This window comes from Actinospica sp., from assembly GCF_035552695.1.
In the GTDB taxonomy this organism is placed as follows: Bacteria; Actinomycetota; Actinomycetes; order Streptomycetales; family Catenulisporaceae; genus Actinospica.
Window position 1 is genome coordinate 1 of record NZ_DASZKT010000173.1, and the last position, 13,039, is coordinate 13,039.

Below are 13,039 nucleotides of genomic sequence, written 5' to 3' on the forward strand. Positions count from 1 at the left end.
GCTCTTCATACGTCCGCGTCATGGCGCTCTCCTCCTTGCGTGCGCGCCGGCTGCGCCGACGCAGAATCGGACATCATGTCTGACGACATGACCGCACCCACTCACAAGTACCGTACGCCGTGTCAGACATACTGTCCAAAAGTGCTGGTCCAACGGCCACCTGGAAGCCCCGTCGGCGGGCGAAAGGATATGACGTGACTGAGGCGCTGGTGCTCGGCGGCGGAGGCGTCGCCGGGGTTCGTGGATGATCGGCTTGTTGGCGGGGTTGGCCGATGCGGGCCAGGATGTGACGGCGGTCGACACGATCGTGGGGACGTCCGCGGGTTCGACTGTCGCCGCGCAACTGGGTAGCGGATTGAGACTGGAGGGAGTGTACGTTCGGCAGACGGAGCCCGAGTTGCAGGCCGCCGAGATCATGGCCGACGTGGACCTGGAGAGCTTCGGTGCGCAGATCGCCGATCAGTTGCGCGGTGCCACCTCCGTTACGGAGATGCGGCAGGCTGTGGGCAGGTTCGCGCTCGACGCCGCGACCGTGTCGGAGCCGGAGCGACGCGCGGTGATCGAGTCGCGGCTTCCGTCGCACGCGTGGCCCGCCCCGCTTGCGCTGAAGATCGTCGCGCTGAATGCCGAGAGCGGGCAGTCATCACGGTCATGGATCAAGAACCGGGCGCGCACCCCCGCGTCGTCAAGGTCCATCAACAGGTTACGGGCCTGCTGCGCGGGTGCGTTGAACGCTGCGGCTCCCTGGACGACGGAGAAGCCGCAGCGTTCAACGTTGTGCCTGCACCTCAGCCGGCGGTGGCCGGAAGCGCGTCGGGCGCTGCGGACCCGGACTCCGGTGCCGTCGCGGCCGCGCTCGCGACCCAGCTGATGCGCGAGGTGCATGCGGCGACGACTGCTGCGGCGACGGCCACCGCACCCATCGCCCAACCGAGCCCGCCCGCGCCCGCGATCAGGCCGATGACACCAGGGCCGGCCAGCAGACCGACCGTGCCCAGCGCTGCCACCAGGGCGAGCGCGTCGGCCCCCTGCCCGGCCGCGGCCACGTACACGCACGGGGTGACGGACGCGATTCCCAGTCCCACAAGGCCGAAGCCGACCAGCGCCGGGAAGACGCCGCCGACCAGCACCGCGCCCGCGAGGCCGACGCAGGCGAGCGCGCTGCCCAGGATGACGACGCGGCCGTCGCCCCAGCGCTTGCGCCAGGAGTCGGAGCACACCCGCGCGACGACCATGGTGATGGAGAACACGGCGATACCCATCGGCGTCAGCCCGGCCGCGGCCTTCGCGAAGTTCTTCAGGTACAGCGCCGACCAGTCGTTCATCGCGCCCTCGACGATGGTGCCGAAGGCCATCGCGAGGCCCATCCACAGCGCGATCCGCGTGGGCAGTGGGAAGCGCCGCTTCTTCGCCTCCGCCGGGATCCGCTCGACGGCTTCGGTCGCGGTCGCCGCCGCCGACGCGTCGGCCTCGGCCGGGGACTCCGTCGCGACATTGGGCAGCAGGTCATGCTGCGCGTACGCCAGCACCGCGAGCAGCAGCGCAGCCGAGACGGCGAAGTGCGCTTCGAGGCTGGAGGTCGCGGCGTTCATCGCCGAGGCCAGCAGCGCACCGAGCAGCGAACCGCCGCTGAACGTCGCGTGCAGCTTGCCCATCGCCCTGCGGTCGAAGCGCTCCTCCAGTTCGGCGCCCTGGGCGTTCATGGCGACGTCCAGGCACGCCACGCCCACGCCGTCGCAGCACACGATGACGAGCGCGACGGGGTAGTCGGGCGCCGCGCCGAGCGCGAGCGGCAGCAGGCCGAGCACGCCCGCCGAGGCCACGCACATTCGACGCGTGCCGAACTTCTTCATCAGCGTCGCGACCAGCGGGAAGGACGCGGCGGCGCCGACGCCGCAGGCCATCAGCAGCAGACCCACCTCGGAGTCGGACAGACCGAGCCGCGCCTTGATCGCGGGCAGCCGTGACACCCAGGTGGCGTACTGGAACCCGAGCAGCAGGAACAGGGCTCCGATGGCGACCTGGGCACGACGGAATTCATCCTGGATACGTGGCAAGCTGATCAACCTCCAATGGTTTCGACATGTACACGGCCTGCGGTCCGTACGCCTCGGCCACCGCCACCTCGCGCCGCTCCCGGTATCCGGCCGCGGCCCAGAAACCCGCGCTGCTGCCGACCGAGACGAGGCAGACCTCTTCGAACATGCGCACGGCCGCGGCCGCCTCGAGGTGGCGCAGCAGCGGCCTGGACAGGCCGCGCCCGCGCACGTCCGCGGCGAGCACCAGGTCGTGCAAGTGCAGGTTGCCGGAGAACCCGGCGGCGTCCGCGACGTCCGCCGTGTCCGTGTCCTCGGGTTGGCCGAGGCGCGGTGCGTGGCCCGCCGGGTACGGCAGGGCGAGCACGTACCCTGCAACGCGCTGGTCGAGTTCGAGCACGAAGCAGGTGTCCGGCGACAGGGCCGCCCAGGAGCGCAGCGCATCGCGTCCCTCGGACAGGCCGAGCGGGGCGTAAGCCGCGTGCTCGATCTCTGCGATCGCGTCCCAGTCCGCCTCGGTGATCGCGCGCACCCGCGGCCCGCGCACCCACTGCTGCGGCAGCGGATCGATCCCGTTGAAGCCCTGCGTCGTGTAGCTCGTGGCGTACGCGCCGCAGGACGGGATCCACACCGGGTCGCCGGAGGCGAGCGCCGCCGGGACCTCGACAAGGCCGCCGTCGTGCGCGAACGCGTCGTCGCTGTCGCAGGTCGGGCCGGCCACGACGGCAGGGACGGTGGCCGCCCCCTCGTGCGTCGGGAAGACGAGCCGGTACTGCAGCTCGTCCATCTCGTAGAGCCCGTTGAATTTGCCTACGCTCAGGAAGAGCCAGTGCTGCCGCTCGCCGTTGAGCAGTTCACGTGAAGAGAGCCGCTGCACGTGCGCGCGGATCGCGCCGTGGTCGGCGATGAGGTAGCGGCCGGGCTCGGCGACGAAGTCCAGTGGGCTTTCACTGAGCTCTGACAGGTGCTGCATGCCGTCGCGGATGGTCGCGAAGATCTTGTCCAGCGGCGGTTCCAGCGGCTGGCCGTGCCGGTCGAGGTAGCCGAGCGCGGGCAGGCCGCCGCCAAGGTTGACGTACCGCAGCGAGAGCCCGCGGGTTCGCAGGATGCTGATCACGCCCGCCAGGTCCTCGAACGCGGCGCGCCAGGCGCCGGGCCGCATCTGCTGCGAGCCCACATGCACCGAGAGCCCGGCCGGGACCAGGCCACCGTCGCGCGCCGTCTCCAGCACCGTCACCGCGTCCGCGGGCGAGCAGCCGAACTTCCGGCTCAGCCCCCAGAGTGCGCCGTCGCCGGTGGTGGCCACGCGACAGAACACCCGCGCACCGCGCGCGTGCTCGGCGATCGCGGCCACGTCCTGCACGCTGTCGGTCGCGAAGTCGCGCACGCCCAGCGCGTACGCGTCGGCGATGTTCCGATCGGACTTGCTGGTGTTGCCGTAGTGGATCCGGTCCGCCGGCACGCCGATGCGCAGCGCCTGCGCGATCTCGTTCGGGCTTGCCGCGTCGCAGCCGGCGCCGCGGGCGGCGAGCGCGCCGATCACCTCGTCGAGCGGGCAGGCCTTGACCGCGAAGCGCACGGCCACGCCCGGCAGTTGCTCGCGCAGGTGGTCGTAGCATTCTTCGATGCCCGCGAGGTCGTACACGATGCGGTCGCCGTCGGCCGCGGCCAGCGCGTCGCGCAGCCCGGAGTTGAGGATCACGAGACGCCATCCCGTGCCGCGCGCAGCAGCGGCCGCCAGGCCTCTGTCAGCATTGCGAACTCCTCGATGTCCGCGCGCGCCCGGTCGATCAGCTCCGCATGGCGCAGCGCGATGGAGTCGGCGAACGCGGCGTAGCGCCCGCCGAGCTTCCGGTAGCAGCGGTCGATCGTCTCGAGCCGCCAACTGTTCTCCACCGTGTCGAGCCGGGCGCTCTCCCGCGCCAGGTCAACGATCGCCTCGGAGCGCAGCCGTCCCTCGGCGTCCAGGAGCGCCTCGCCCGCCTCGCCCATCCGCTCGTAGATGAAGTTGAGGTAGAGCATGGAGAGGAAGAACTTGGTGAAGCGCAGCTGGTAGGCGGCGAATCCCGCGTCGGTGCGGCGTTCTTCCGTGTAGTAGTTGACTATGTGGCGGTTGTGCAGCACGCCTGGCAGTTGTGCGTCGTAGACGGCGTGCATGAGGAAGTAGTCACTGCCGATGGTGTCGAGCGCCGGGAGCAGCGGCACGCGCTCAAAGGCCTCGCGGTGGAAGGCGATGTTGCACATGTCGATCCGCATCGGGTCGACGCGGCCGAGTACCGAGTGGTCGTGCGCGAAAGGCTCAAGCCCGGCGCCGCGGAACGATTCGCTCACCAGTTCGCGCTTGCGCTCCTCGGTCCAGTCCATAGGCGCCCAGAGGCTGACGACCTCGTGGTAGACATCGTTGTCACGCCGCTCGATCTCCCCGATGTCCACGGACGGTTCGCCGACGAACGAAGCGCCCGCGATCACTACCGTCCGTTCCGCCTGCGCCGGATCCAGCGTGCCCTCGGTGACGGCGCCGACCACGTCACCCGCGCGGCGGCCGATGCCGACGAGCTCGTGGTGAATCGGGAAGACGGGGCGACCGTGCACGGTCTGATACGCGCTGTCCGAGTCGCGGCGGTGCACGGATTCGCAGCCGAGCGCGGCCGCGATCAGAAAAGCCCGGTTGGTGCAGGCGCCGTAGGACACGCCCTCGGGCAGCATCAGGCCGAGCAGTTTCTCCGGGTTATCGAGCCCTGAGTCCTGAATCGCGCGCTTCAGGAAGACGCGCTGCGCGGTCTCGTCGAGCAGGTGCACGGCGACGTGTGGCACCGGCACGAGCGTGTCCACCACGGCGCGATGCGCGGCGTGCGTGTGCGCATCGGAGGAATCCAGGATCAGGACATGGACTTCGACCTCGAAGTGCGCCGCGCCGTACGCGGCCTCCGCGTGCAGCGCCGCGATCGCGTCGGTGCAGGACCGGTTCGTCGGCAGGGCCAGGCAGATCCGCGTCCTCACGCCGCCCGCTCCTCGCCCGGCGTCGCCACGCTGTGCCAGGAGCGCAGGCCCAGCAGCTTCTCGCCGAGCTCGGTCAGCTCGGCCGTCCCGTACCGCAGCGACTCGTGCACGTACGCGTCACCGAGCAGCGTCCCGTTCCACTCCGGCGTGCTCAGCGTGCTCCAGGAGTCCACCCGCGAGCGCGTGAGCTCCAGATGCGTCTCCAGCGCGGGCATCATCGACAGGTACTGGACCGAGCGCACGCCCTTCTCCGAGGAGTTGCCCGCGACGCCGTGCGCCAGCATGCCGTTCCAGATCAGCAGGTCGCCGGCATGCAGCTGCGGGCGCACCACCGGGAACTCGTCCCAGGACACGGCCGGGCGTATCGGGTCGCGGTCCGCGGGCTGGTCCAGGCGCCACCGGTCGAAGTTGCGGAACAGCTCCGGCGCGCACTGGAAGCCGCCGAGCTCGTGCTCGGTGTCATTGAGCGCGATGATGCCCTGCACCCGCTGCTGCGGCACGCTCCGGGTGGAGTCCACGTCCCAGTGCAACTCGATGTCGAACCCGGAGTCGGTGGGCGCGATCAGCTTCCTGTCGCGGTTGCGCACGTTCGGCGGGTTGAGGTTGAGCCGGTCCAGGGTGACCCACAGCTCCGCGCAGTCCCAGACGTCGACGAAGGCGTCGTACACCCGCTGCGTCTGGCGGCTGTTCCACATCAGCTGGTGGTGGTAGGCCTCCACGAACCCGTAGATGTGCAGCTCACGGTCCAGGTCGGAGCGGTAGGGGCGCTCGGCGTACCAGGACTCCTGGTCGTGCGGGTCGAGGCGCTGGAAGTCCCAGGCGAACTCCAGCAACGCAGTGGCCGCGGCGGAGGTGATCGCCTCGGGCACCACGATGTAGCCGTAGGTCTGCCAGAACGTGAAGTCCTCGGGCGTGAGTACGCGCAGCGGCAAGGACTTGGCCAGATCGCGCAACGGGAACTGGGTGAGATAGGTGTCGCCGTCGGCGCTGAAATAGGGGATGTCGCCGGAGGCGCGGTGCAGGTACTGGTCGGAGTGTGCGGGCATGCGGGAGGTGTCCCTCGCAGTTCGGTGCCTCGGGATGCGGTGGTGCGACCCAAAAGCAGGACGAAAGGAAAATCGGCGCCTCGCGAAATGCGCCCAGGACCGGTCACACCAGAGAGTATGCAAGACTACGTATAGTCACTGCAGGTGAATCCACCCGGCCGACACCACTGTTGACCAGGCTCGTCCGTCCCGGCGTCGACTGCTGAATACGGACCCTCATCCGCGCCGGGATGGCGATACCAAGGTGGACTAGACCACATTGCCGTGTCAACCCCGTGGCCGAAATCGTCGGCAAGCGCGCGGAGCTACGAGCTTGATCGAGACATCGAAGACATACCGACGTCACCGGGCGGGTACGGATCCACGGCCCCGCGAGCCAGTCGACGAGGACGTCGGCATCCCGTCCCAGAACAGACGACGAGAAGGCGCCACGGCTCGACCGCACGGAGCCTGCTCAACCGGCTGAAAACCGCTCCACCGACACATCGCCGGTGGGATCCGGTGGGCGCGCAAACCCGTGCTTGGAGGGCTGATCAACGAGTACGGGCCAGCAGCCTGACCCCGGCGGCGAAGGCGCTCGTCACGCCCGATCGACATTTTCTGAACCCCACAGGCACGAACGGGGCCCGCAGTAGCCCGTGCTCGGCCGGTTCGCACACCACGCCGCATCGAGCGCGTCCGTCTTGCGGCCCGGCACGTTCCCGGCGTGCGCCGGGTTGACCAGCATGACTTCCCCAATGGCATCCTCCAGCAGGTAGAACGCGCCACGCCGGTAATCAGACGTCGAATCCATGACAACGCAGATCACACGCTCGGCAACGAGGCCGGCGCAGCGAGCAACAGCTACTGTGCCCCCCGCAGGGCCGTACGAGGCGCGAAACGTGATCCACGCGCTCGTAGCGGCAGTCCCCACCACAGCCCCGCGCCACCGGATGAGACGAGTTTCATCGAGACATCAAGAACATACCGGCGTCTCCGGGCGGCCACGGATCCACAGCCTCCCGCACGCCAACCACCAGGGAGATCAGGATCCCGTCCCGGAACGGCAACGACCATGGATTCGCCCCGCGGCATCACTCGACCGCAGCACACACCCGGCCCGACCAGCCCAGAACCACCATCCAGACACATCGCCAGACGTGATCAAGCGACCGCGGTGAGGTATTCAACGGATCACACGCGACGTCACGACTCGATTACCTCCGGCCCCATTGCACCAAGGGGTGCGGGAAACCACGTGACAACTTCACTTCTCCGCGTTGCCGAATCGGGCCGCACTCCCGGCACGATATCTTGGACCTGAATCCACAGCACAAGCGTCTCAACCTGCACAGATGCCAAAGCGGTGTCGAAAAACGTGCTGACTCTAGAGTGTGTTCAAAACCGTGTCTGCTCCAGATTCTTCCGTCGTGCGCGGTTCACCATCCCATATTGCCGGAGGGTTGATCCGCGCCGCTCCGGGCACGAGTCAACCCAGGCCAGGGTACCTGCGGTCGAGGGTCCGCGGCGTCTCAAGGCGCACAGAAATCCTTGAACAAGTCTTTACCTTCCATTATGAAATGTACTAACCAACTCGCGATTTCCTGTCCGATTGATCCCATGGTTTCCAGTGCGCCGAAAAAATCATTCCCGGAACCCGCCGATTCTCTCGACCGCGGGTGCGAAGATACGCTAGAACACTTTCAGCGACTTCTCCCATGCCTCTCAGGTCGGCACACGCGGTACCGCGGTGCATAACGGTCTTTCATGAAAGACGGAACGCGATGATATTCAGGAAAAGATCGGGACGGGCCCACGCGCAGCAGTCCGCGCCGGGTCCCGACCCGTCCCCGGGCGGGCGCCGTCCGCGGAAGTACCCGATTCCGATCCCGGCCGCGATCGCCGGGGTCCTGGTCGTGGTCGCCGCCGTGGTCGCGGCCCCCTTCGTCAGCGCGGGCGCCGCGACGCCGGCCGCATCGACGACCCCGCTCTGGTCCACTCAGCTCCAATTCGACAGCAACGGCGCCGCCTGGTCGGAGTCCTACTTCGCCGGCCTGAAGGCTGACGGGTTGACCACCGCCGAGCTGGACATGCCCTGGGGCACCATCGAACCCGCGGCAGGCACCTTCAGCTTCACCATCTGGGACCAGGACTTGGCCAACGCCGCGGCCGCCGGCATCCAGCTGGTCCCGATCTTCTGGTCGTCCGGGTGGGGCGGCAGCCCAGCCCCCTGGATCAAGGACTTCGAGAAGAGCAGCACCGGCACGGCCGGCTCGGCGCCGGACTGGTGGAATTCCACCGAGCAGTCCGAGTACTTCACCTACGTCGAGGACACCGTCAAGAACTCGATCGCCCAGCCGGCCGGCTACGGCGGTTCGATCCTGGACTACGGCTACCTCGACGCCCAATGGGATCTCAACGGCTCGGGCGGCGGCTACACCACCGACGACATCACCGAGTTCCGCAACGTCTACCTGCCCGACACCTACGGCACGATCGCGACTTTCAACACGGATGAGGGCACCTCGTACTCGTCCTTCAGCCAGGTGCCCGCGGAGGCTTCCGGCGCGTCGCTGTTCGGCGTGTTCCAGGCGTTCCGGGCCTGGAGCGTCCAGCAGACCTACGGGCAGCTGACCGCCGACGTGCGCGCCATCACCGCGAGCACGCCGCTCTATTACTACTACGGCGGCGGCTACGGCAACGCGACGAACTACGCCAACAACCCGGACACGTTCTTCAAACTGGCCAAGCAGTACAACGTCTCCTTCATCGCGGACTCGGCCAGCAACACGGGCATGACCCTGGCATTGACGAGCCTGGGCCGCGCATACGGCGTGAAGGTGGCCGAGGAGTGGACCGCTCCGAATTCGAACTCGGACCTCGCCGCGTACGCCGTGCAGTGGCTCGACAGCTACGGCATGACGTTCCCCCAAGCGGGCGGTGAGGACTTCTTCATGCACGACGGCAGCGAGAAGGACGTCGTCGGCTTCCCCATCTACATAAGTTGGCTGCCGACTCTCAAGACGATTTCGGGGTCGTATCCGCAGCAGCCGGTCGCCCTGTACATGGACGTCTCCCAGGGATACGGCAACACCAGCGGCGGCAGCCTGAGCAGCGTGCAAACCTCAGCGGCCAGCATCTGGAACGGCTTCCAGTCCGGGCTGGACATCGTGACCAGCCAGGAGGTGAACAACGGCGCGATCAAACTCTCCTCGTTCAAGGCGGTCCTGCCGCTCAACGGCGTCGATGCGAACCTGACGTCCTACAAGAACGGCGGGGGAACCCTGCTGACCTCCTCCTCGCAGGTCTCCCAGCACGCCACCGCGTACGCGACACTGTCCAACAGCGGCATCGTGCAGGTCGTCCCGGTCGTCTCCTCCTCGAAGACCAGCGCACAGCTCACGCTCGCCGACATCAACGCCAGCACCGCCTACAACGACCCGATCACCATCAACCCGACCGGGCTCGGGCTGGCCTCGGGCAGCTACCACCTGGTCAACGCCAGCGGCACCGTCATCCCGCAGGCGGCGGTCTCCGGCGGCCTGTGCGCCGCGGCCGCCCTGTCAGCGGCCTCGCTGACCAAGTGGCAGGTCGTATCCGGAGCCATACCCGCAGGCACCCCCGCACCCTCCAGTTGCGGCGGCACTTCAACCCCACCCCCGAACGGCACCCTGACCGCGAACCAGCAACTGACCACCGGCCAGGCGCTCGACTCCGCTAACGGCGGCTACGGCCTGAACATGCAGGGCGACGGCAACCTCGTGCTCTACCAGGGCAGCACCGCACTGTGGTCCTCGGGCACCGCTGGCACCGCGGCCACCCGGGCTGTCATGCAGAGCGACGGCAACTTCGTCCTCTACAACAGCTCGGGCACGGCCGTGTGGTCCAGCAAGACCAGCGGCAACAGCGGTGCATACCTTGAAGTTCAGAACGACGGCAACGTCGTGATCTACAGCGCGACCGGAACCGCCCTCTGGTCCACCGGCACCTGAAAGTAACCATCCACCGCCCCTGGGTGGCCCGGCCCTTAGCGGAGCCGGGCCATCCAGGCGGCCCTCCAGTGTGGTGGCGGACACCACGAGAGTACGCAGATGAAGTCGACACGATTGTGGGCTCGACACGCCTTCGGCCTATGTGGCCGTTGTCATGCATTACTACCGGGTGCGGCGAGTCAGCTGACAACTCGCCGCCGACCGCCGCGGCATGCATTCTGAGCCCAGCGCGAGCGGCCGAAACCGCTGGTCACCGCCTGCACTATGCCAAACCGGTAACCGCCTTTGATCTGATGGTTTACCGGGCGTGTCAGGCAGCTCTCTGATACTCGTTGATGATGCCGCCGAGGCGCTGGCGCCTGCGGATCGCGGCGTCGAGCGAGATCACGACAGCCTCGTCATGGTCGGGCGGCCGGTTGCCGCGGCGGCGGCCTTGGTGAGGCCGATGGGTGTTGAAGTGTTCTGCGTACTCGGCCAGGACCTTGGCCGCATGCTGCTCGTTGTAGATCAGCATCCGATCGGTGCACTCCGCGCGGACCGAGCGCACAAACCGCTCGCCGTAGCCGTCCGCTGCGGGAAGCCTCGACGGGCTCCTCTTGACCTGGACGTCCTCGGAGGCGAACAGGGCATCGAAGCTCTCGGTGAACTGGCCACCGCGATCCCGGATCAGGCCCGTGAACGCGCCGGCGCGCTCGCCGAGGTCGGCCATCAAGTTGCCGGCGACCCGCGTCATCCAGGCACCGTCCGGGTTCGCGGTGACCCCGAGGATGTGCACATGCCGGGTACGCACCTCCACCACGAACAGGACATACAGCCTGCGCAGGTTGATCGTGTCGCTGTGGAAGAAGTCCGTAGCCAACAAGCCCTCGGACCGGGCACGCAGAAACGTCTTCCAGGACGGGCCCGCGCACCCGCGGCGGGGGTCCGGCGCCGGGTCGCGGCGAGGATCCGGCGGACCGTGCCAACCCCACCCCGGTAGCCCACACCGAGCAGTACGCCCTGGATCCAGACGTAACCCCATCCGCGATTTTCGGCGGCAAGTCGCAGCATCAGAGCCCGCATCTCCTCGGTCACCGGCGGCCTGCCGGGACGGTTCGGGTAGGTCCACTTCTTCGACACCAGCCGTCGATGCCAGCCCAGCACCGCCGCGCGCGTGACCAGGCGGTGGCACAGATCGCAGCCGATACGTGAGTTCCGGCATGGCACAGGGGCTTACTGAACAATGCGCCGGTGTCGGCCTTGGCCCTCCTACTTTCCGGTCATGGTGATGCCGCCGTTGCCGTCAAGTGTGTAGCTGCCCTGCGACGCGCAGTGGCCGTAGGTTGATCCGCTGGTGACCGCGCCGGTGCCGTCGCCGGTGTTGGTGAACGGGCGGGAGAAGTGCGCTTGGCCGTAGGGGATGGCGCTGCACGAGGAGACGGAGTCGTAGTACTCCTGGAAGCCGACGCCGCTGGGCTTGAGGTTCCCGGCTCCCGCTACGCTCCAGCTGCCGATCGTGGTCCGGGCCCCGGTGGAGTCGTCGACCACGGAGCCGGTGAAGGAATTCGTCCCCGACTCGATGACCTCCAGCTCGTACTCGGCGCCCACGCGGTACGGGTAGCTGATGGCGCAGCTGGTGCCCGACCCGCCGTCGGCGCCCGTACTGCAGTGCGAGTTCGAGCTCGAGGTGCCGCTGCCGAAAACGCTGAAAATCGCTTCGCCGCCTCCGGAGCGCGGCTGGAGCCCGATGTAGGCGCCTTGGCTGAGGTTCTTGAAGTAGAACTGCTGCGCCCAGTAGTAGCTAGAGGCGTCGGGCTGGCTGGTGACGGTGATAGGGAAGGCGAGCTTGGTCAATCCGGCGGAGGGTGCGCCGGAGAAAGACCAGTCGTCCGACACCATCCCGCCAGGCGTCACAGCCGCGAAGGCCGGGTTCGCGTCGAACAGCGTCACGGACATCGTGGCGGTGAGCGCTAGCGTGCCGAGGAATATCGCGCCGCGCTTGCGGTTGACGCCAGTGGTGCCGGCGGAACCGCCGTGCGAGTGCTTCGGCCTGCTTACGTTGCTCAGTGCGCGCATCTGCACATCCGTCCTGTCGCGAGGTGGTAGTACACAGTCGCCGCACAGGTCGGCGCCTGTGGATAGCGCTTTCCAACAAACCGGGGCCCAGAGCCGCCCGCAAGGACGCAGGCGAAAATATGACGTCTGCTTTACGAAAACCTCACGCAGACGCGCCTTCGCCACCCCGCCCCGGGCCCTCGGCCTCGCGGCTGAACTATGCCAAAGCCCCATTCTGCCCTTGCCCGGCGGCTCCGCTTGGACCGCCAGGCAGCTCTCGTTCCCGACCCTGCTCAGCGGTTGACGGTGACGGTTTCGGCTGTGCCGCCCGGCCTTGCGCGTTCGGCGGAGAGGCGCCGAGAAGTCTATCCGTGCTGGTCAGGCGGCGGGGTGGTATTCGTGAGGGATGCCGCCGATTCGGTCGTGGCGAGTGACTCGGACGTGGTCGAGTCCGGTGATGGTGCTCGTTGTAGAAGGATTCGTATTCGTCCAGGACTCGGTGCGGTCGGGTGAGGTTCCATATCAGGGTGCGGTCGAGCGGTGCGGACGGTGCGGTGCCGGCGTTCCTGGATCGCGTTCATGGCCGGGGCCTGGATGCCGGTGGTGACGATACGGATGTCGGCGGCGTGGAGCACGGCGTCGAAGGCGGCGGTGAACTGCGGGCCGTGGTCGCGGATGAGGAAGGTGGACCTGTCGGTATGCTCGGCGAGGTCCATCAATGCATTGCGGGCCATCTGCGTGGTCCGCTCCGCGGTGGGGTGCGCGGGGGCGCCCAGGACGTGGATGCGCCGGGTGGTGGTGCTGTCGAGCAGGGCCACGGTGAACAAGTCGGTGGCCAGGGTCGCCTCGGCCTGGGAGCGCGGGAAGCTCGCCCGGGCCGGGCCGGGCTGGGCTGGGCCGGTGCGTCGCGGCGCGGGGTCGATCCTGGCCTTCTTCAGGATCGCCCACACGG

Annotated in this window: 9 protein-coding genes and 2 pseudogenes; 2 read left to right on the plus strand and 9 right to left on the minus strand. The window is 68.0% G+C overall.

The features are described from left to right. Positions 1-244 precede the first annotated feature (244 nt). Positions 245-871: a hypothetical protein gene (locus VG296_RS20375; protein ID WP_325567931.1), complete on the plus strand. Its 627-nt coding sequence runs from the start codon at positions 245-247 to the stop codon at positions 869-871. Here VG296_RS20375 and VG296_RS20380 read toward each other — a convergent pair. The 6 genes and pseudogenes from VG296_RS20380 to VG296_RS20400 all read right to left on the minus strand — a co-directional run bounded on the left by VG296_RS20380 (position 789) and on the right by VG296_RS20400 (position 6,875). Then, the gene (locus VG296_RS20380; protein WP_325567933.1) at positions 789-2,057 is read right to left on the minus strand and encodes an MFS transporter; all 1,269 of its coding nucleotides are present in this window, start codon (positions 2,055-2,057) and stop codon (positions 789-791) included. The two genes, VG296_RS20375 and VG296_RS20380, sit on opposite strands and share 83 nt — an antisense overlap. Then, the gene (locus tag VG296_RS32970; RefSeq protein WP_349259640.1) at positions 2,038-2,583 is read right to left on the minus strand and encodes a GNAT family N-acetyltransferase; all 546 of its coding nucleotides are present in this window, start codon (positions 2,581-2,583) and stop codon (positions 2,038-2,040) included. The genes VG296_RS20380 and VG296_RS32970 overlap by 20 nt, the downstream gene beginning before the upstream one ends. After that, positions 2,575-3,777: pseudogene (locus VG296_RS20385) on the minus strand (type III PLP-dependent enzyme); the annotation flags it as partial. The pseudogene VG296_RS20385 and the gene VG296_RS32970, both read right to left, overlap by 9 nt. Next, entirely contained in the window at positions 3,735-5,036 is a 1,302-nt protein-coding gene (locus VG296_RS20390; protein WP_325567937.1) for a DUF6271 family protein, read from the minus strand. The pseudogene VG296_RS20385 and the gene VG296_RS20390, both read right to left, overlap by 43 nt. Next, positions 5,033-6,082, minus strand: a complete 1,050-nt coding sequence (locus VG296_RS20395) for a phytanoyl-CoA dioxygenase family protein (RefSeq protein WP_325567939.1) — start codon at positions 6,080-6,082, stop codon at positions 5,033-5,035. Before VG296_RS20395 ends, VG296_RS20390 begins: the two co-directional genes overlap by 4 nt. A 580-nt stretch (positions 6,083-6,662) precedes the next feature. Further along, positions 6,663-6,875 carry a hypothetical protein gene (locus VG296_RS20400; protein WP_325567941.1) on the minus strand — a complete coding sequence of 71 codons (213 nt, stop codon included), beginning with the start codon at positions 6,873-6,875 and terminating at the stop codon, positions 6,663-6,665. A 970-nt stretch (positions 6,876-7,845) separates the two neighbouring features. Between VG296_RS20400 and VG296_RS20405 the strand changes: the two genes are divergently transcribed. Further along, positions 7,846-10,053: a glycoside hydrolase family 42 gene (locus tag VG296_RS20405; RefSeq protein WP_325567943.1), complete on the plus strand. Its 2,208-nt coding sequence runs from the start codon at positions 7,846-7,848 to the stop codon at positions 10,051-10,053. A 310-nt stretch (positions 10,054-10,363) separates the two neighbouring features. Here VG296_RS20405 and VG296_RS20410 read toward each other — a convergent pair whose 3' ends face one another. From VG296_RS20410 to VG296_RS20420, 3 genes and pseudogenes are all read right to left on the minus strand, one after another. Then, positions 10,364-10,912 (minus strand): integrase core domain-containing protein, encoded by a 549-nt coding sequence (locus VG296_RS20410; RefSeq protein WP_325567945.1) that lies wholly within the window; start codon positions 10,910-10,912, stop codon positions 10,364-10,366. A 389-nt stretch (positions 10,913-11,301) separates the two neighbouring features. Continuing rightward, positions 11,302-12,108, minus strand: a complete 807-nt coding sequence (locus VG296_RS20415; RefSeq protein ID WP_325567947.1) for a hypothetical protein — start codon at positions 12,106-12,108, stop codon at positions 11,302-11,304. Positions 12,109-12,452: 344 nt separating this feature from the next. After that, positions 12,453-13,039: pseudogene (locus tag VG296_RS20420) on the minus strand (hypothetical protein); the annotation flags it as partial.